At 70.7% G+C, this 19,178-nt stretch carries 16 protein-coding genes; 7 read left to right on the forward strand and 9 right to left on the reverse strand.

The window, feature by feature from the left end:
- Positions 1 to 115 precede the first annotated feature (115 nt).
- From ABEA67_RS11585 to ABEA67_RS11595, 3 genes are all read right to left on the reverse strand, one after another.
- Complete coding sequence (locus tag ABEA67_RS11585) at positions 116 to 2,023, reverse strand: DUF5693 family protein (protein WP_345465254.1); 1,908 nt, start codon at positions 2,021 to 2,023, stop codon at positions 116 to 118.
- Positions 2,024 to 2,174: 151 nt separating this feature from the next.
- Complete coding sequence (gene udk, locus ABEA67_RS11590; protein ID WP_345465256.1) at positions 2,175 to 2,789, reverse strand: uridine kinase; 615 nt, start codon at positions 2,787 to 2,789, stop codon at positions 2,175 to 2,177.
- 103 nt (positions 2,790 to 2,892) lie between these two features.
- On the reverse strand, positions 2,893 to 3,927 hold the full coding sequence (locus ABEA67_RS11595; RefSeq protein WP_345465258.1) for a Glu/Leu/Phe/Val dehydrogenase family protein: 1,035 nt from the start codon (positions 3,925 to 3,927) through the stop codon (positions 2,893 to 2,895).
- A gap of 378 nt (positions 3,928 to 4,305) precedes the next feature.
- Here ABEA67_RS11595 and ABEA67_RS11600 point away from each other — a divergent pair, with 378 nt between their 5' ends.
- From ABEA67_RS11600 to ABEA67_RS11615, 4 genes are all read left to right on the forward strand, one after another.
- Positions 4,306 to 5,799: an E3 binding domain-containing protein gene (locus ABEA67_RS11600; RefSeq protein WP_345465260.1), complete on the forward strand. Its 1,494-nt coding sequence runs from the start codon at positions 4,306 to 4,308 to the stop codon at positions 5,797 to 5,799.
- Between the two features lie 314 nt (positions 5,800 to 6,113).
- The gene (locus ABEA67_RS11605) at positions 6,114 to 7,328 is read left to right on the forward strand and encodes an adenylosuccinate synthase (RefSeq protein WP_345465262.1); all 1,215 of its coding nucleotides are present in this window, start codon (positions 6,114 to 6,116) and stop codon (positions 7,326 to 7,328) included.
- Positions 7,329 to 7,444: 116 nt separating this feature from the next.
- Entirely contained in the window at positions 7,445 to 8,056 is a 612-nt protein-coding gene (folE, locus tag ABEA67_RS11610) for a GTP cyclohydrolase I FolE (protein WP_425557189.1), read from the forward strand.
- An 82-nt stretch (positions 8,057 to 8,138) separates the two neighbouring features.
- Complete coding sequence (locus ABEA67_RS11615; protein ID WP_345465264.1) at positions 8,139 to 10,832, forward strand: HD domain-containing phosphohydrolase; 2,694 nt, start codon at positions 8,139 to 8,141, stop codon at positions 10,830 to 10,832.
- A gap of 48 nt (positions 10,833 to 10,880) precedes the next feature.
- Here the strand turns inward: ABEA67_RS11615 and sufU are convergent, their stop codons facing one another.
- Positions 10,881 to 11,297, reverse strand: coding sequence for a Fe-S cluster assembly sulfur transfer protein SufU (sufU, locus tag ABEA67_RS11620; protein WP_345465266.1), 417 nt, complete (start codon positions 11,295 to 11,297; stop codon positions 10,881 to 10,883).
- A 20-nt stretch (positions 11,298 to 11,317) separates the two neighbouring features.
- On the reverse strand, positions 11,318 to 12,496 hold the full coding sequence (locus tag ABEA67_RS11625) for a M20 family metallopeptidase (RefSeq protein ID WP_345465268.1): 1,179 nt from the start codon (positions 12,494 to 12,496) through the stop codon (positions 11,318 to 11,320).
- Positions 12,497 to 12,736: 240 nt separating this feature from the next.
- Here ABEA67_RS11625 and ABEA67_RS11630 point away from each other — a divergent pair, with 240 nt between their 5' ends.
- Both ABEA67_RS11630 and ABEA67_RS11635 read left to right on the forward strand, forming a co-directional pair.
- Complete coding sequence (locus ABEA67_RS11630; RefSeq protein WP_345465270.1) at positions 12,737 to 12,952, forward strand: hypothetical protein; 216 nt, start codon at positions 12,737 to 12,739, stop codon at positions 12,950 to 12,952.
- A gap of 245 nt (positions 12,953 to 13,197) precedes the next feature.
- Complete coding sequence (locus ABEA67_RS11635; RefSeq protein WP_345465272.1) at positions 13,198 to 14,403, forward strand: NAD(P)/FAD-dependent oxidoreductase; 1,206 nt, start codon at positions 13,198 to 13,200, stop codon at positions 14,401 to 14,403.
- A 38-nt stretch (positions 14,404 to 14,441) separates the two neighbouring features.
- Here ABEA67_RS11635 and ABEA67_RS11640 read toward each other — a convergent pair whose 3' ends face one another.
- The 4 genes from ABEA67_RS11640 to ABEA67_RS11655 all read right to left on the reverse strand — a co-directional run bounded on the left by ABEA67_RS11640 (position 14,442) and on the right by ABEA67_RS11655 (position 18,428).
- Positions 14,442 to 15,782 (reverse strand): erythromycin esterase family protein, encoded by a 1,341-nt coding sequence (locus ABEA67_RS11640; RefSeq protein WP_345465274.1) that lies wholly within the window; start codon positions 15,780 to 15,782, stop codon positions 14,442 to 14,444.
- A 95-nt stretch (positions 15,783 to 15,877) separates the two neighbouring features.
- A complete protein-coding gene (locus tag ABEA67_RS11645) occupies positions 15,878 to 17,104 on the reverse strand; it encodes a vWA domain-containing protein (RefSeq protein ID WP_345465276.1) in 1,227 nt (408 codons plus the stop codon).
- A complete protein-coding gene (locus ABEA67_RS11650; protein WP_345465279.1) occupies positions 17,101 to 17,967 on the reverse strand; it encodes an AAA family ATPase in 867 nt (288 codons plus the stop codon). Before ABEA67_RS11650 ends, ABEA67_RS11645 begins: the two co-directional genes overlap by 4 nt.
- Complete coding sequence (locus ABEA67_RS11655; RefSeq protein WP_345465281.1) at positions 17,964 to 18,428, reverse strand: SRPBCC family protein; 465 nt, start codon at positions 18,426 to 18,428, stop codon at positions 17,964 to 17,966. The genes ABEA67_RS11650 and ABEA67_RS11655 overlap by 4 nt, the downstream gene beginning before the upstream one ends.
- 67 nt (positions 18,429 to 18,495) lie before the next feature.
- Here ABEA67_RS11655 and ABEA67_RS11660 point away from each other — a divergent pair, with 67 nt between their 5' ends.
- Positions 18,496 to 19,176 carry a nucleotidyltransferase family protein gene (locus ABEA67_RS11660; RefSeq protein ID WP_345465283.1) on the forward strand — a complete coding sequence of 227 codons (681 nt, stop codon included), beginning with the start codon at positions 18,496 to 18,498 and terminating at the stop codon, positions 19,174 to 19,176.
- The last annotated feature ends 2 nt before the right edge of the window (positions 19,177 to 19,178 follow it).

The raw sequence follows: 19,178 nt of genomic DNA on the forward strand, positions 1-19,178 counted from the left end.
CGAATCTTTTTGCGGCTCTTCCCCGACGGGAAGGAGAAGGAGAGAAGGTAGTTTCCGTGCAGTGGAAGACTTGCCGGTGCGGTCCTGGGAAGTCTGGAACGGAGCGGAAACCACCTCACGCCTGGGCCTCAGGTGTCGTCCGGCGCGTGCCGTGGGTGTTCCAGAAACGCAGCAGGAACTGCACCACCGGAATCGCAATCAGCCCCAGCAGCAGCCCCACGCCCAGGCCGATAAAGACGCGGGCGGCGCTGATCAGCAGCGGCGTGTGGAAGTGCGAGAAGGTGTTGAGGATGCTGGCCTGACCCACCACGCCGCCCAGCAGCAGCAGCAGGCTGAAGTAGCCCGGCAGCACGCCGCTGAGGCCCAGCAGGGCGAGCGGGTGCCCGGCCACCTCCTTGAAGCGCGGGCGGATGATGGAGTCCTGAAGCTGCTGGCGCACCTGCGCTTCCGTATCACTGACGCCCAGGCCGGTCGCGTTGCCCCGGCGCAGGAAGACCAGCGCGAAGACGGCCAGGCCCAGCCCCATCACGGCGATGTCGCCCAGGCGCAGCGGCGCATTGTAGATGTCGCGCGCCGTCTGGCGGATGTCCTGCCGGGGCAGGAAGCTCAGGCCCACGAACAGCAGCGGCACCAGCAGCGTGAGGCCCACCCCCCGGAAGGGTTCCAGGCCCAGCACGCTGTCCCGGTTCGCCCCCAGCGCCGACACGAACAGCACGCCGATCAGCGAGAGGCCCGTCGCCAGGAACCAGTCGGTCACGCGCGAGCGCCGCAGCACCAGCCCCAGCGCCGGAAAGGTGATGGCGGCGATCAGGGCAAAGCCTTCGAAGGGCTTGAAGCCGTTCAGCCCCAGCGCGGCCAGCCCCGCGAGAAGCGCCACCGTCAGCCCCAGCCGGGGCAGCGGGTAGCTCAGGCCCAGCAGCACCAGCGCGGCGAGCGGCCCGAGGAGGCTCAGCCAGCGCAGGGTGTCATTGGGCGCAAAGGGCGTGATGACGGGCTGCCCCACCTTCACGCCGGAGTGCCCCAGCAGGTCCGAGGTGCGCTTCAGGAAGGCCTCGGTCTCGTACACGGTCGGGAAGGGGCGCAGGTACAGCAGGCGCTGGCTGCGCTCGCGGGCGGCCAGGCCGTACTTGCTCGCGGTATCGACCGGCCCGATGCGGTTTTGCCAGCTCGGGTTCAGGGCGAACATGCGCGCCCCGCCGTGCGTCTCGACCAGGGTGTCCAGGCCCCGCTGATCCGAGCCTTCGATCAGGGCGGGCAGGCGCTGGCCCAGCCGCTGGTCAATCTTCTCCAGCCGTTCGGGGGTCCGCGCCCCGATCACCTCGTCACCGGTAAAAGCCACAAAGGGCACGTTCGGCCAGTCGGCTCCCGGCTCGCGCACCGCCTCGTCGTCGTAGGGGCGGTAGACCAGCACCAGGCCCTGCGCCTTCAGGTCATTGATCAGCGCCGTGTTCGGCCCGGCGGGCAGGAAGTCGGGGTCGGTAGGCCAGGCCAGCCAGGTCTGTCCGGCGACCGTGGCCGTGCGGGTGGGGATGGTGTAGCGGCCGGGCAGGGTCCGCAGCGCCTGCGCCCCCTGCGGCGTCAGCGCCCGCAGGTACACCCACTGCGGGTTCACGCCCTGACCGGGGTTCTCGGCGGCCAGGTCGGCCCCCCGGCGCTCGTACAGGTCGCCGCGCTGCACCAGGTTGCCGATCACGTCCTCGTAGACCGCCACGCCGTTCACGCCCAGCGCCTTGTATCTGTCCAGCAGCGCCTGCGGCGTGAGGCCCACCCGCTGCGCCTGCACCGCCATCGCCGGGTAGTCCATCACCAGCGCGACCGTCTTCTGCGCCTGCTCGTACTGAACACGCTGCCACGCCAGCATCAGCGCCGGAATCAGCGACAGCAGGATCACCGCCAGCAGCGGCACGGTCAGGCGCGAACGGGTGGGCGGCGGCGCGTCGGGCGAGCGGGGGGCGAGCGGGCGGGGGCTTTCGCGGGCAATCAGGGGCGGACGGGTCGGGTTGGGGTCGGTCACGGGGGACATCCTAGAAGTGATGGGGGATGAGGGTCGAGAGATCAGGAAAGAAGGCTGCGGGCGGAGGCAGTCTGCTGGTAGGCACAGGGGCCGTCATCCTCCGAAAGGCGGAGCGGGGCAGGCCCCCTCATCCCTCAGCACCCATCCCTCATCCCTGCCCTCAAATGGTGGTGCGAATGCGCGCCGCGAGCATGTCCAGCGCGGGTTCGTTCATGCCGCCGTGGGGGATGATCACGTCGGCGTAGCGTTTGCTGGGTTCCACGAAGCTGAGGTGCATGGGGCGCACGAATTCCAGGTACTGCCCAATCACGCTTTCGGGCGTGCGCCCCCGCTCCTGCGTGTCGCGCAGTAGGCGGCGGATGAAGCGCACGTCCGCGTCGGCGTCCACGAACACCTTGAGGTGCATCCGCTCGCGCAGCTCCGGGTCGTACAGGGCGAAGAAGCCCTCCAGCACCACGACGGGGGCGGGCAGCACCGTGGTCGTTTCGTGCGAGCGGGTGTGCTGAGTGAAGTCGTACTCGGGCATCTCGATGGGCACGCCCGCCAGCAGCGCGTCCAGATGCTCGCGCAGCAGCGCCCAGTCGAAGGCCGCCGGGTGGTCGTAGTTGGTCTTCAGCCGCGCCTCGAAGGGAATGTCGTCCTGCGCCCGGTAGTAGTTGTCCTGGTTCAGCACGGCCACCCCCTGCGCCCCCACCGTGTCGATCACCCGCCGCGTGACGGTGGTCTTGCCGCTGCCCGAGCCGCCGGCGACGCCGATGACGAAGGGGGAGGTCATGCGCGCCCCCAGCGCGGGGAGTGGGAAGTGGTGAGTGGTGAGTGGGAAAAGACAGGCCACCGCCCCACTAACCACTGACCACTGACCACTGACGGCCGCCCCCTCACGCTCCCCTCCCCAGACTCCCGATCAGGTCAATCCGCCGCTCGGCCATGCGCCGCGCGACCATGTGTGGCGGCTTGCCGACCTGTTCCGCGACGCTCGTGATGCGCGTGACCGTGGTGTAGACGCGCTCGGCGGCCTGTTCGGGGGTGAGGGTGGTGGCGGCGGCGATCAGGCCCCCCGCGTTGATGGCGAAGTCGGGAATGTACATGATGCCGGCCTCGCGCACGGCGTCCTCGCCCCGGCGCGAGAGGGGGTGGTGTTCGCCGCCCGCGATCAGGCGGCATTGCAGCCGGGGCACGTCGACGCTGTGGATCGAGTGGCCGTACCCGCACGGCGCGAGGATGTCGCAGGGCACGTCGAGCAGCTCGGCCGCGCCCACGACCGTCACGCCGCCGAGGTCGTCGGCCAGCGCCGCCGCCCGCTCGGACCGCTCGTCCGCGACGGTGAGGCGGGCACCCTCGCGGTGCAGGTGTTCGGCCAGGGTGCGGCCCACCGCGCCCACGCCCAGAATCGCCACCCGCACGCCGCGCATGCTCTCGCTGCCCAGGGCCGAGCGGGCGGCCGCCTTCATGCCGCGGTAGACGCCGTAGCCGGTCACGCTGCTGGTGTCGGTGTTCACGCCCAGCGTGGCGGGCGTTTCCTGCGCCACAAAGGCGATGTCGGCGGGCGTCACGCCGATGTCCTCGGTCAGCACCACCTGCGACTCCAGCGGGCGGACCTTGCGCCCCAGCGCCCGGAACAGCGCCTCGCGCGCGTGCGGGTCGTCCACCCCGGCTTCCGGCGTCAGCAGCACGCAGGCCCCCCCGCCGTAGTTCAGGCCGGCCAGCGCCGCCTTGAGGGTCAGGCTCTCGCTGAGGGTCAGGGCGCTGCGCAGCGCCTCCTGCTCGTCCATCGGGCGCAGCCGCACCCCCGCGATGGCCGGTCCCAGCACCGTCGAATGGACCGCCAGCGCCGCCTTGAGGCCGCTGGGGGCGTGGTGCAAGAGCGTCAGGGCCTCGTGTCCGCGCGACTGCATCTCCTCGAATATCTGCATCGTTCTCCTGCGCGGGCGGGCCGATCTGGGGCCGCGCCGCAACCTCCCGAGGGTAGCATTTAGGGGTCAGGAATGAGGGGTTAGGGCGGTGCTCAGAAAGGTTCGGCAGCCTTTCTGGGCCGAACGAAGTAAGAAACCGTGATAAGGGCGGCGTGAAGTGGAGTTGCTGCCCAGGACACGCGGCAACGGAACGGAGCGCCGCCCTAGGCGTCAGGAATGAGAGATGGGGCCTTTCCTCAACCCTCACGCCTGACCCCTCTGAAAGAAGGCTGTCAGGGCCGGGGCGTCACTCTGTCACCCATGCCACAGCGCACCCGCTCCAACTGGAAAGACGGCGGTCACATGTCCCCGACCAGGGGCGCGCAAAGGGGGAATTGAATGGAACGGATTGCTCCGCTCGCCAAGATTCTGGCGGAAGCGAATGGGATCGACTGGCGAAACCTGCAAGGCAGCGGCGAAGGCGGCCTGATTGTCGAGCAGGACATCCTGAACTACCTGTCGCGCGTGATGAGCGGCGAGGAAGACCCGCCCCTCACGCCGGTGGACGCCCCGCCGCCCGAGTGGACCGGCACCGACCTGCCCGCCGGAGGTGGCCTGCTCGCACCGGGTATGCCCAGCATGGACATGCTCAGCAGTGCGGGCGTGGACTCTGACCTGGCCGCGCTGGTGGGCCAGCCCCAGCCCATTCAGCCTCAGCCCATTCAGTCCCAGCCCAGCCCGGCCCCCGCTGCGCCAGCCCCGGCGGCCGCTGCCACCCCTCCCCAGGAGGATGTGCTGGAATTCGAACTGGAAGACGAGCAGGTGGACACGGTGCCGCTGGCTGCCCAGCCCGAAGCGGTGGAGGTCACGCCTGTCCGGCCCGCCGCCGAGGCCCCGTTCGTGCCCGCGGCTCCCCGCCTGACCCCGCAGGAACCTGCCCGGTCCACGGAAACCGTTCCTGGCCTGGCCGCCGAGGCCCAGCCGGTGACCGAGCCGGTGGCGATCCCGGCCGGTGCCCCGACCCCCACCACGCCGCCCCCGGCCACTCCTGCTGCCCCCGCTGCCGGTGGCGTGATGGCGGGCCTGGGCAGCCTGCTCTCGCGCCTCTACCAGCCCGCCGCCCAGCCTGCGGGGCAGACCTCCTCCGCGCCTGCCCCGGCGGAACCCTCCGCGCCGGTGGTGCCTGCGCCCGTTCCCTCTGCGCCCCAGGCCGAAGTTCCGGCGGTCGAGGCCCCCGTGGTCGAGGCCCCGGTGCCCGCCGCTCCCTCTGCACCCGCCGCCGAGCTGGACGAGGTGGCCCCCCAGCCGCCTGTCTTCGCGGAACCCGAGCCCGCGCCCCAGGTGGCGGAACCGCTGGCCGAACCGGTCGCGGAACAGATGCCCGAACCTGCGCTGCCCGCCCAGCCCGCCCCGGAAGTGGCCCGCCCGCGCGAGGCCGTGTGGTTCGGCACCTACCTGCGCCGCGACCTGACTGCTACCCCGGCGACCGACCTGCGCCGTCAACTGGTGGCCGCGCTGGGCCAGGACGTGCCGCTGGCGCTGCTGGTGGCCCGCGCCGCCCAGCACCACCTGGGTGCCCTGGGCCTGGACAGCGTCGCCATGCAGGACGTGGACGCGGGCCGCGCCCGCACCGTGCAGCCCGGCAGCCTGCGTGACGCCCTCGCCGCGCTCGCTGGCGATCACGAGGGCACGCCGGACTTGCTGGTCCTCGACGCGGGCGCGCTCGACCTCGACGACCTGCACCTGCCCCACACCCTCACCCTCAGCGTGGGCCGTGTGCAGGACGGCCGCGCCGCCCTCAGCCTGCAAGGCGAGGTGGACCCCGCCCAGGCCGCCCGCTTCCTGGCGAACGTGGCGGGGACGCTGGAGGAGCCGATCATCCTGGTGCTGTAAAGCGGCCAGCAGCCAGCGGCCAGCCTGGGCATTGGGGCTGGCCGCTGGCTGCTGGAAGCTGACGGCTCTCTGGACATCGTTCCGCCCCCGCCCCTTCATCCGGGTACACTCAGGTACGGTGCTGCGCGCCGTGCTTTTTTTTGCCTCCGGGCAAAGGAGGCCAGTCTGGGCGTGCGGCGGGAGGCTGACGGAATGGACTCTGGTTCCTGAACAGTTCGGGAAAACACCTCACTGTTCATCCACCTCCGTCCACTCCGTCGGAGTGACACTCGCTTCGCTCGGCTGGGCCTGGAAGCCCAGCATCAAGGAGAATCATGCCTGGAATTGCAATTATCGGCGCGCAGTGGGGAGACGAGGGCAAGGGGAAGATCACCGACTTCCTGGCCCCGCAGGCGAGGTACGTGGTGCGCTATCAGGGCGGCGCGAACGCCGGGCACACCGTCACGGCGAAGGGGCAGACCTTCAAGCTGAACCTGCTGCCCAGCGGCGTGCTGCACCCCGGCACCGTCAGCATCCTGGGCGACGGCATGGTCATTGACCCGGAGAAGTTCCTGGCCGAACGCCAGAATCTGCTCGACGGGGGCCTGACCCCCGAACTGCGGATCAGCGACCGCGCCCACCTGGTCCTGCCCCACCACAAGTACGTGGACGGGCGCAAGGACTTCGTGGGCACCACCGGGCGCGGCATCGGCCCCGCCTATGCCGACCGCGCGCGGCGCGTGGGCATCCGCTTCGGGGATCTGGCGGACGACCAGATCCTGCGCGAGCGCGTGGAGCGGCTGCTGGAGGCCAAGCCCAATTCCACCCGTGACGCGGGCTGGACAACCGTGGCCGACGCCCTGGGCTACCTGCTGCCCATCGCAGGCGCGCTGCTGCCCTTCGTGCAGGACACGGGCGCGCAGCTCCGGCAGGCCATCCAGAACGGCGAGAACGTGCTGTTCGAGGGCGCGCAGGCCACCCTGCTCGACCTGAACTACGGCACCTACCCCTTCGTGACCAGCAGCCACCCCTCCGTCGGCGGCATCCTGGTGGGGGCGGGCGTGAACCACAAGGCCATCGGCAAGGTGTACGGCGTCGCCAAGGCCTTCAACACCCGCGTCGGCCACGGCCCCTTTCCCACCGAGGTCTTCGGGGAAATGGAAACCCGGCTGCGCGGCGACGGCTCCCAGCCCTGGGACGAATTCGGCACCACCACCGGCCGCCCCCGCCGGGTGGGCTGGCTCGACCTCGCGCTGCTGAAGTACGCCGTGGACGTGAACGGCCTCGACGGCCTGGTGATCAACAAGATGGACATCCTGGCCGGCCTGGACACCGTGAAGGTCTGCGTGAACTACGACGAGGCCGGCCAGCCCGTCTACCGTGAGCTGCCCGGCTGGGCCACCACTGACGGGGCCGAGAGCCGCGCCACCCTCCCCAGGGAAGCCCAGGCCTACCTCGACCTGATCGAGGAGACGGTGAACTGCCCGGTGGTGATCTTCTCCTGCGGCCCCGCCCGCGAGCAGACCTACGGCGCGGTGAGCTGGGACTGAGGGAAGCGGTCAGCGGTCAGCTTTCAGCCTTCGGGCTGACCGCTGACGGCTGACCGCTTTCCCCACAGTCCCCCACCCCCCCGCGCTCTAGACTCGGTGCAGAAGGAGTTGCCACCTTGACCATTCCCCCCACCATCAGCGCTGCCGAGGAGCGGCAGGAAGTGCCGGGGCTGAGTGCCCTGACCTATGACTGGCTCACGGCTATTGGCGAGGACCCCGAGCGCGAGGGCCTGCAAAAGACGCCGCACCGCGTGGCGAAAGCCTGGAGCTTTCTGACCGCCGGGTATCACAAGACGCTGGCCGACGCGGCGGGCGACGCCGTGTTCGAGGCCGAGGGCAGTGAGATGGTGATCGTGAAGGACATCGAGTTCTATTCGATGTGCGAGCACCACATGCTGCCCTTCTCCGGCCGCGCCCACATCGCCTACATCCCGGACGGGAAGATTCTGGGCCTCAGCAAGTTCGCCCGCATCGTGGACCTGTACTCGCGCCGCCTTCAGGTGCAGGAGCGCATCACCACGCAGATTGCCGACGCGGTGGGCGAGCTGCTCGCGCCCAGGGGCGTGGCGGTGCTGATGGAGGGCGTCCACCTGTGCATGGCGATGCGCGGCGTGCAGAAGCAGAACTCCAGCACCACCACCAGCGCCATGCGCGGCATCTTCAAGGAAGACGCCCGCACCCGCGCCGAGTTCATGAGCGCGGTGCAGAACACGCTGCGCAGCCGCTGATGGTCATGAGCCGCGTGCCCTGGTAAGAATGAGGGCCTCCCGGTCTCCTGCCTCGCCTTGCTGCTGCCCGGAGTGCCCCTGAATGCTGCTCAACCTCTGCCTGCTGATCAGTTGCGCGTTTCTGGTGAGTCTCACGTTCCGCGAGTGGCCGGTGCGCCCCCGCCTGAGCGAGGACGTGTTGCGGGTGGTGCTGGCGGCGCTGATCATCTGCCTGCTGATGGTCTATTCCACGCCCTTCGGGGCCTTCAGGGTGGACCTGCGTTTCGTGGTGGTCGCGCTGGTGACGCTGCGCTATGGGGTGGGCGTGGGCGCGCTGGCGTTTTTGCCGGCGCTGGCCCTGCGGTTTCTTGAAGACCATGTGGCGGCGGGTGTGGCGGCGGCCAACGGCCTGAGCGTGGTGCTGCTGACCGGGTTGATGCGCCCGCATGTGGTGGGAGCGCGCCTGAACCTGCGGCAGGTGTGGCTGGCCCCGGTCCCGTTTCTGGGGCTGAGCCTGGCGCTGCTGCTCACGCCGCAGGGCCGCGCCGTTTTTCCTGCTGTGTATCTGCCGGGGCTGTCGTTCAGCACGCTGGGTCTGGTGCTGGCGCTGGGGATTTTCCAGTCGCGGCTGCGGCTGCTGAGTCTGGCCCACCAGCTGCGCGCCGAGGCGCTCTCCGACCCCCTGACCGGGCTGGGCAACCGGCGGCGCTTCGACAACGACCTCACGGCGCTGGCGGCCGGCCATCAACTGGTCCTGCTCGACGTGGACCATTTCAAGGCCGTCAACGATCTGTACGGCCACGCGGCCGGCGACCGGGTGCTGGAACAACTGGGCCGGCTGCTGCGCGAGCAGGACCCGGCGCAGTTGCGCGCCTACCGCATCGGCGGCGAGGAATTCGCGCTGCTGGCCGGCACGGGGAGCGAGGCGCGGACCCGCGCCCTGATCGAGGAACTGCGCCGCCGTGTTCCGCAGGTTCTGGTGGGCTACACCGGCGTCACCCTGTCGGCAGGCATGAGCACCCGCTGTCCGGACGACACCCCGAGCGCCCTGTTCCAGCGTGCCGATGAGGCCCTCTACCTCGCCAAGACGAATGGCCGCGACCGTCTGGTGGTCAGTGAGGCGGTGACGCGCCCCCCGGTCACGCCGGAAGCGGCGGCGGATGGCGGCGGGCCGCCGGTGCCGCTCACGCCGCTGCAACCCCGGCACTCGCTGTGGCGCGCGCTGAGAACCACCATCGCCCTGCTGAGCGAGCGGCGCACCCTCCGGGACGAGGACTGGCGCGAACTGCTGCACCTGGCGGTGGCGGCGGTGGACGGGGCCGAGGCCGGGTCACTGAGTATCCGCGAGGGCCGGACGTTTCGCATGTGTGCGGCCGTGGGCTTTGCGCCCGAATTGCTGGGCGTGCGGATGGACGAGGCGGCGCAGCTCCGCTGGTATGGCCGTTCCCGCGAGGAATGGCAGGCCGGGGCCGCCCGCATCCTGAAAAGCGACGAGCTGCGGCGCGTCTATGCGCGGGCCGACGAGGTGCTGTGGGACGCCGGCCCGGTGTTCGAGAGGGCCGGGCGGCGCAGCGAGATCCGCGCCGACCTCTGCTTTCCCGTGGTGCTGGGTGGCGAGGTGATCGCGCACCTGAACCTGGACAGCTTCACCTCCGAGGACGCCTTTACCTGGCAGAGCGTGGAACTTGCGGGGCTGTTCGCGCAGCAGCTCGCGGCGCTGCTGCACCTTCAGGAGCGCTGGCGGGAACTGGAGCTGCTGGGCCAGCTCCACGCCAGACTGGGCGCGGACCCGCAGGGCCGGTCGGCCGAGGAGCAGCTCACCGAGACGGCCATCGACCTGCTGCACGCGGCCCAGGCCACCCTGTTGCGCTATGACCCGGCCGGCGACCAACTGGTGTCGGTCGCCACCGAGGGCACCTACCGGGAACTTGGCCCGGTGTCCCTGCCGCGCGGCCAGGGGCTGTCGTGGGAGGCGCTGGCGAGGGGGCAGGTGCTGCGTGTGGCGAACACAGGGGGGGATGGGCGCGTGTACCGCCGGGACCGGCTCGCGGGCGACGCGATGATGGCCGTGCCCCTGCTGAATGGCGAGCAGCAACCGCTGGGGGTCCTGATCCTGACCCGCGACGCGGCCCGGCCCTTTCTGCCGGACGACGAGAGCCTGGCCCTGCTCCTGGCGAGCGTGGCGACCCGGATGCTCGAACGGACCGCCTACATGGAGGGGTTGCGGGCCACGCTGGAAGCTGCCCTGACCACCCTGGGGGTCGCGCTGGAAACCCGCGATTTCGAGACGCAGGGGCACACCGAGCGGGTGCTGCGCTTTGCCGGGCGTTTCGGGGCTGCCCTGGGGCTGTCCGGGGACCGCCTGACGGCCCTGCGCCACGGCGCGGTGCTGCACGACATCGGCAAACTGGGGATTCCCGATACGGTGCTGCTCAAGCCCGGTGCCCTGACCCCTGAGGAGCGTCAGGTGGTCGAGGGCCACGCGGCGCTCGGGGCCACGCTGGCCGCCCGCATTCCCTTTCTGCACCCCGAGGCCCACGGCGTGATCCGCTCGCACCACGAACGCTGGGACGGCCGGGGCTACCCCGACGGCCTGCGCGGTGAGGACATTCCCCTGCTGGCCCGCCTGTTCGCGCTGTGCGACGTGTACGACGCGCTGGTGAGTACCCGGCCCTACAAGCAGGCCATGCCGCCCGAACAGGCCCTCGGCATCCTGCGCGCCGGGCGCGGCACGCAGTTCGACCCCGAACTGACCGACCTGTTCGAGCGGTTGTGGCACGCGGGCGCGTTTCGCTGAGGGCGGCTGGCGCAGGACACCGCCGCGCAGAACGGCTCAGCCCTGCCCTCAGCCCCCGGCCAGCGCCGCCTCCAGGGCGTTCCACGCCAGCAGCGCACATTTGCGCCGTGCGTGCAGGCGGCTGACCCCGGAGAGCGCCACCAGCTCCCCCAGGGCCGGGTCGGGCGGGGCCTCGCCCAGCACCATCGCGCGGTAACGGGCGGCGAGGTCGCGGGCCTCGGCCAGCGGTTTGCCCGTCAGCGTCTGCGTCATCAGACTGGCGCTGGCCTGGCTGATCGCGCAGCCGCGTCCGGTAAAGCGCACGTCCAGCAGCCGCCCGCCCTCCACCCGTGCCCAGACCGTGACCTGATCGCCGCAGCCGGGGTTGTCGAGTGCGGCGTGCGGGGCACCGGCAATCTCGCCCCGGCCGCGTGGGTGCTGGCCGTGCTCGCTGATGATCTGGCGGGCGAGGGCTTCCGGCAGCATCTGTCCTCCTCCTGCTGGCCCTACTGCGGCAGCGTCAGGCGCAGCGCGGCGGCGTGCAGCATCCGCACGCCGGTTTCCAGACTGGCCTCGTCGAGGGTGAAGCGGGGGTGGTGGTGCGGCCAGCGGCTGTCCTGCTCGTCACTGCCCGAGCCGACGTTGAAGTACGCGCCGGGGGCCTTTTCGAGGTAGGCGCTGAAGTCCTCGCCGCCCATGGTGGGCTGGGCGTCCTGGTAATGCTCTTCCCCCACGGTTTCCAGCGCGATGTCCCGCAGCTGCTCTGCTACCCAGTCGGTGTTGATCACGGGCCGGTAGCCGAACTCGTACTTCAGGTCGTAGGTCGCGCCGTGCGCCTCGGTGATGCCCTTGATGACGCGCTCGATCAGCTGCGGCGCGCGCTGGCGCAGTTCCGGGTCGAAGGTCCGCACCGTGCCCTGGAGCATCGCCGTGTCGGGGATCACGTTGTGGGTGGTGCCGCTCTGGAAGTACGTGATGGACACGACCAGCGCGTCGAGCGCCGCCACGTGACGGCTGACCACGTGCTGGAGGTTGGTCACCACCTGCGCGCCCACCGCGATGGGGTCCACGGCCTGCTCGGGGTGCGCGCCGTGCCCGCCCTTGCCCTTGATGGTGAGGTAAAGGCTGTCGGGCGCGGCCATAAACGCGCCCGGCTTCACCGCGACCATCCCGGCGGGAAGCTGGCTGCTCAGGTGCAGGCCCGTCACCACGTCCACGCCGCGCATCAGGTCCGTCTCCATGACCAGTTCCTCGGCCCCACCCGGCCCGATTTCCTCGGCGTGCTGGAAGATCATGCGGACCTCGCCCGGCACCTCCTCGGGGTGTTCGGAAAGAAGTTTCGCCACCCCCAGCAGAATCGCCGTGTGCCCATCGTGTCCGCAGGCGTGCATCACGCCCTCCCTTTGCGAGCGGAACTCGAAGGTATTTTCCTCCGTGATGGGCAGGGCGTCGATGTCGGCCCGCAGCAGGAGAGTCCGGCCGGGCCGGCCACCTTGCAGGACCGCCAGCACGCTCGTCGCGGTGGGCCGGGTGACGGTCAGGCCCGGCATCTGGCGCAGCTCGGCCTCGATGTACGCCGCCGTCTCGTGTTCCTCGAAGCCCACCTCCGGGTGCATGTGCAGGTGCCGCCGCCACGCGACGAGCTGGTCCCGCAGGCCCGTCACCCTGTCCACCGTCTGTGTCATGCCTCAGTCTACGCCCGGCTTCCTGCAAAAAGGCGGCAGGAAGGGTCAAAGGGTCGGACGGCTCAGGGGCGGCGTGGCGGCGGCGGTTCTGCGGCCGGGCCGCCTGACTTTCCCCCAGGACGGCGCTCCGTTGCGTTGCCGCAGGTCTCAGGCGTCCACTCCACTGCGCCCCGCCCCAAGGTGAACCCGTTTGAGCCGCGCCTCAGCAACTTTTCTGCCCCGGATGCCGTAATGGAGGGTATGAAGAAGACCAGTTCGCGCGGCAGCAAGTTCAGCAAATGGATGGTCTACGCGCCCATCGCCCTGGAAGTGATCAGCCTGGCGCGCCGCCGTCAGCAGGCCAAACGCGGCAAGTACACCAAGCTCCGCAAGCGCGACCGTGCCCTCGACTTCCTGCTGGGGCAGGCCGAGCGCCGCCTGGGCGGGAAACAGAAGACCCGCCGCCGCTGGTTCTGATACCAACTTAAGGTGAGTCGTAGACGAACCCGAGCGGAGCGAGAGTAAGAAAATACCAGCTTGCGGCGATGGAAGAACATCCGGTGTTTTGTCCGGATGTTCTGGAATCAGAGCAAGTTGGTATGACCCGTTCTGCTCCCCTCACACGCCCCTGCTCCTGGCGGGGGCGTTCGTCTGTCCCGGTCCGCCGAACTTTCCTGAACCGTACAGTTTGCTGACTGTTGGGCTAGCTAGAGTCGGGACCTATGGACCTCCGCAGCGGCACGGCCTACTGGCCCCTCAAGAACGGCCTGATGCACACCTATCCGCCCCTCACGGCAGACGAGCGCGCCGACGTGCTGGTGATCGGCGCGGGCATTACCGGGGCGCTGCTGGCCGACGCCCTGACGGGGGCGGGGCTGGACGTGGTGGTGCTGGACCGCCGCGACGCGGCTTTCGGCAGCACCAGTGCCAGCACCGCGCTGCTGCAATACGAGATTGATACCCACTTGGTGGACCTGCGGCGCATGATTGGCCGGGGTGACGCCGACCGGGCCTATCAGCTCTGCCGCGAGGCCATCGACCTGACAGAGGCCCTGACGCGCGAACTGCCTGACGATTGCGGCTTTCTGCGGCCCGGCAGCCTCTACTACGCTTCCCGCCGCCGCGACGTGCGGACGCTGCGTGAGGAATGCGCAGCCCGCGCGCAGGCCGGGCTGGAGGTGGAGTTCCTGGACGCGCGGGAGGTCAGGGAACGCTTCGGCCTCGGTGCGCCCGCCGCCCTGTTCAGCCCGGCGGGGGCGGCGGTGGACCCCTACCGCCTCGCGCAGCATCTGCTGGGGCGTGCCCGTTCACGCGGTGCGCGTGTCCACGACCGGACCGAGGTGACCCGGCTGGACGAGGAAGACCAGGGGTACACAGCCCACACGGACCGGGGCGTGCGGGTGCGGGCTGGGCACGTGGTGGTCGCCGCCGGGTACGAGGCGGAACGCTTTGCCGGGAAGCAGCTCGCGCAGCTCAGGAACAGTTACGCCCTGGTGACCGAACCACTCGCGCAGGGGCAGCAGCCCTGGCCGACCGGCTGCCTGCTGTGGGAAACCGCCCGCCCCTACCTGTATGCCCGCACCACCCCCGACGGCCGCGTCCTGGTCGGCGGCGAGGACGACCCCCACCACAACCCGGCCCGCCGCGACCGCGCCCTGCCGGGCAAGCAGCGCCGCCTGGAGCGCAAGCTGGAGCGGCTGCTGCCCGGCCTGGAGACAGAAGTCGCCTACGCCTGGGCGGGCACCTTCGGCGAGACGAAGGACGGTCTGGCCTACATCGGACCGAAGCCGGGCAGCCCCTGCCTGCTGTTCGCGCTGGGCTACGGGGGCAATGGCATCACCTACAGCGTGCAGGCCGCGCGGCTGCTGACCGACCGCATCCTGGGGCGGCCCGCGCCAGACCTGAGGATCTTCCGCCTGGACCGCTGAAAAGGGTGCGGGGCAGGGTCGCGGCGGGCCTGGTCTGCTCAGTTCGCGGCGTTCTTCACGAACAGCACGCCGTCCGTGAGGGGCAGGTCTTGCGCGGCCAGGGGGAAATAGCCGGCGCGGGGAGGAACGTCCGTTCTTCTGGTCAGATCCTGGGGGAGTGCGGTGGTCAGTTCCCGGGAGGCCACCAGGGACACCGGGCCGGCGAGGTTCATCAGCACACCTTGCAAGGTGTCCGGGCCAGGTTCCTCGATGCCTTTTGCGGGCGCTGCGCCGAGGTCGCTGGCGATAAAGGCGTACTGCTGGCCGAGGCGCAGGCTGACATGCGCTCCCGCGCTCCACCACTCCAGGCGCGTCTCTCCCATCCTCATCGTGCTGATGTTGCGTTGCAAGTGGGCGTTGTGGGCAAACACCAGAGTCGGCCCACGCTCCTGCTCACGCTCGGCCAGGTCGCTGAGATGGTCGGCCATCAGCAGGTCACGCAGCGCCAGCATTCGCGCCACGCGGTTGGGCGCGGGGTCGGCAAGCACGGCGTGGTAAAGCAGCAGGCCCGTCGCCGTGCGGGCATGTAGCCTCGCTTCCCAGAACTCCGGTTGTGCAGCCAGTCCCGGCGTTTCGGTTCGCAGGAGGGTGCAAAGGTCGTCGGCCAGCCACCGGAGTTGCCGCGCTTCCCCGCTGTTGCCGATGGACTCCGCCGCGTCCATTCCTGCCGCCGGATTGGTCCAGCGGGTGTCTTCACCGCAGAGCTGTTCCAGGGTGGCCGTGTCCACGGGCAACTTGCCCAGATGTGCGGTCAGGAACGCGTGCAGGGCGAGCAGGCTGGCACGCGGGCTGGCCGCCCACAGATTCTCCAGGGGCGCGTCGAAGCCGTAGAAGCGCAGGTGGTCGGCAGGGTTGCGACCCGCATTGAAGTCCCTCATCCACTCGACCAGTTCCCGGTTGGCCTTCACGGCACCGAAGCCATGGCTGAAGCCCGTCTGCATGACTTCCTCCAGGGCGGTACTCAGAAAGGTTGCCGAACCTTTCTGAGCCGAACGGAGTGAGAAGCCGTGATGAGGGCGGCGCGCAGTGGAGTTGCCGCCCAGGACACGCGGCAACGTAACGGAGTGCCGCCCTGGGGTGCCCTGGCCCGACGTGACGTGGGCATTCACCCGCTGCCCGGCGATGATGTCACTTTCAAGGGCGATGGAACGGAAGCCGTGATCCTCGACCAGGATGCGGAAAAGACGGTTGCGCCAGGCCGGGAAGGCGTCGAGGAGATGTGTCGGTTCTCCCAGGGCGAGGAGTTGAGGCCTGGCGGGCAGGGTGCCCAGAAATGCAGCGACGGCGGGACGCGGCTCGGTCAGGTCCCAGCCGGTCTGAAGCGGGTGTTGCTCTGGCATGATCTGCTCCTTTGCCACAGGGCGCGCCCGCTCTGGCTCATTCATCGTTACTGTGAACTATGTGAGGATCCTTACGGGATTGGCTTCATTTAGCCTTAATTATTGATCTGCAACTTCCGCAGCCGCTGCCCCAGCGCCGCCAGGTCCCGCAGGCCCCCGGCGGGGAGAAAGGCGTCCAGATGCGGCAGGGCCGCCCGCACCGCGCGCTGGACCGGCTGGTAACCGGGCAGGGCGGCCAGCGGCGAGAGCCACACCAGTTGGCCCGCCCGCGCCCCCAGGTCATGCAGGGCGCGGGTCAGCACCTCGGGGTCGCCCGTGTCCAGCCCGTCACTCAGGATCAGGACCACCGTGTCGCGGTTCACGCGGGCGCGTTCCTCGCGGGCCAGCCGCAGCAGATTTTCCCCGATGCGGGTCCCGCCGCCCCAGGCGTCCCCCAGGTCGGGGAGGTGCAGCCCCTGGCCGGGCCGCGCGGCGCGCAGCAGGGGCGTCAGGCGGGTCAGGCCGGTGGAAAAGGCGTAGACCTCCACCCGCCGCGCCCGCAGGTGCAGGGCAAAGGCGAAACGCAGCAGCAGGTTGGCGCTCCCGCCCATGCTGCGGCTGCCGTCCAGCACCAGCAGAAAGCGGGGCGCGCGGCGGGGACGGCCCAGCCAGCGCAGCCGCGCAGGGTCGCCCGCCGTGCGCGCGGCCGCGCGCAGGGTGCGCCGCGTGTCCAGCCGTGGGCCGCGGGCCTGCGGGGTCAGCCGCCGCGCCCGCCCCAGTTCTGCCGCCCGCACCAGTGCCCCCGCCGCCCGCAGCAGCTCCGGCAGGTCGTCGCCGGGGGCGTCCACCTGCCCGCCCGCTCCCGCATCCCGGCTCAGGCGGGTGGTGAGGCGCTGGGGAGGTCCATCCGGCGCGCCCTCTGTCTCGCGGTCGGGCGTGGGGCGAGCGGAGGCACTGCCCACTTCCTCCTCCATACCTTCTGCCTGCGCCTGACCGGGCACGCGCCGCTCTTTTCCTGCCTCGCCCGGTCGCTCGGACGGGGGAGGGGGCAGGGGGGCGTCCGTCTGCGGGAGCAGGGGCGGCAGCCGGGGCGGGGGCGGTTCGGCCCGCCCGAAGAAGGCGTCGAAGGCCGCGTCGAAGAGGGGTCCCTCCTCGCGGCGGGCGGTCAGCACGGCCCGCAGGGCGTCGCGGACCTCGCGGGGCTGGCCCAGGTCCACCGCCCCCAGCGCGGCCAGGGCCGCCGCCGCCTCGCCCGGCCCGACCCGGAAGCCGTGCGCGGCGCGCAGGTGCGCGGCCAGGGCCACCACCCTTTCGCCCAGGTCACCTACGGCGGGAACGGTCACGGCGCGGCGAGCTTGTTCAGGGTCGCGCGGGCCAGCACCTGGTCCTCGTGCAGCTTCAGCACGGCCCCCAGGGTGAGGTCCAGCGCCTCCGCGTCGAGCCAGTCGCGGTGCAGGGCGACCAGGGCGGCGGCCCAGTCGAGCGTCTCGGCCACGCCGGGCGGCTTGCCCAGCGGCAGCTCGCGCAGGGCGTGGACCGCCCGCGTGACCTGGGCGGCCAGCGCCTCCCCGATGCCCGGCAGCCTGGCCCGCACGATGTCCAGCTCCTGCGCCGGCGTGGGGTAGTCCACCCACAGGTACAGGCAGCGGCGGCGCAGCGCGTCACTTAGCTCGCGCGCGCGGTTGCTGGTCAGCAGGACGTGCGGGCGCGCGGTGGCCGTCAGGGTGCCCAGCTCCGGCACCGTCACCTGCCACTCGGCCAGCAGCTCCAGCAAAAAGGCCTCGAAGGCGTCGTCCGCGCGGTCCACCTCGTCGATCAGCAGGACGGGGGAGACGTCCTGGCGGATGGCCTCCAGCAGCGGGCGCTGCATCAGGAACTCGGGGCCGTAGAGGTCGGCGTCGGTCACGGCCCGCCCGCCCACCTCGGCGGCGCGCAGGTGCAGGAGCTGCCGGGCATAGTTCCACTCGTACAGGGCGGCCTGCGCGTCCAGCCCCTCGTAACACTGGAGGCGGATCAGGCGGGTGCCCAGCGCCGCCGCCAGCGTCTTGGCCGCCTCGGTCTTGCCGACACCCGCCGGACCCTCCAGCAGCAGGGGCCTCCCCAGCGCCACCACCAGCCGCAGGGAGGTGACGAGGGCGTCGCCCGCCACGTAGCCGCGTTCGCGGAAGGCGGCCCGCAGGTCGGGGGAGGCGGGAGGCTGGGTCACGCCAGGGTGCCGGAGCGGGCCTCCACCTGCGCGCTCATGTTCTGGAAGGTCCGCACGATGAGTTTCTGTGCCTGTGCGTCCAGCACGCGCCCGCCCACCGTCGCCACCGGGCCGCGCATGGTCGCGTCGCCGGTCCAGTCGAGGGTGGTGGTGCCGTCGCCGTTGTCGACGACGTTCGCGCCCGCCGTCAGGTCCACCACGCTGCCCAGGCCGCCGCCCTGCACCTTCACGTTCACGCGGTTCTGTGCCTCGTCGGGCTGCACCTCGATCTTGAACTTGAACTTGCCGCGCACCATGCCCACGCCCACCTGCACAGTCGCGTCCATGTGGGTCTGGTCGTGCACCACGACCTCCTGCACCTCGGGGAGGCAGCGCGCCACCCGCTCGGGGTCCTGCACGAAGGCCCAGACCGCTGCCGGGGGAGCCTTGACCTGTTCCTGACCGCTGTAACTCAGTTTCATGGAAAGACCTCCTGGAGTGGGTGCTCCCCCCATTCTGCCCCACCGCGCAGGTCGGTACACTCCAGACATGCACGAATCTCCCGCCGGTCCCGTCGCAGGCGTGCTGCTCGCCGCTGGCCGGGGCACCCGGATGGGGAAGCCCAAGCAGCTCGTCCCCCTGCATGGGCTGCCGCTGGTGCGCCACGCCGCGCTCGCGCTCGCCGGGGGAGGCTTCGACGTTCTCCTGGCGGTGGCTCCACCGGGCGAGGTGGGGGAGGGAGTGCGGGCGGCGCTGGTGGACCTCCCCTTCACCTTTGCCGAGAATCCGGACCCAGCGCGGGGCCTCGCCAGTTCCTTCCGCGTCGCCGTGAACGCCCTGCCACCCGGTGTGGCCGCTGCCCACTTCGCGCTGGCCGACATGCCGCTGCTGACTTCTGAGGTTCACGCGCGCCTGCGGGCCGCCTTCCGCGAGACGGGCGCACCCCTGGTGCTGGCCGAGTATGGCGACCGGGAAGGAGAGGCCGTGCGCGCCCCGCCGCACCTGTTCCGCGCCGACCTGTTGCCCTCCCTGCGCGAGCTGCCCGATGCCGACCACGGGCCGCGTGGGTTGCTGCGGCAGCATGGGGGGGAGGCGGTCACGCTGCGGTTTCCCGCCGTTCTGCTGGTGGATGTGGATACGCCGGAGGAGTTGGGGCGGGTGGAGGGGCTTGGGCAGCCTGGGGCTGCCACCCCCCTCCCCAACCCTCCCCCCTTGCGGGGGAGGGAGTAAAA

This window comes from Deinococcus carri (genome assembly GCF_039545055.1).
GTDB lineage: Bacteria > Deinococcota > Deinococci > Deinococcales > Deinococcaceae > Deinococcus > Deinococcus carri.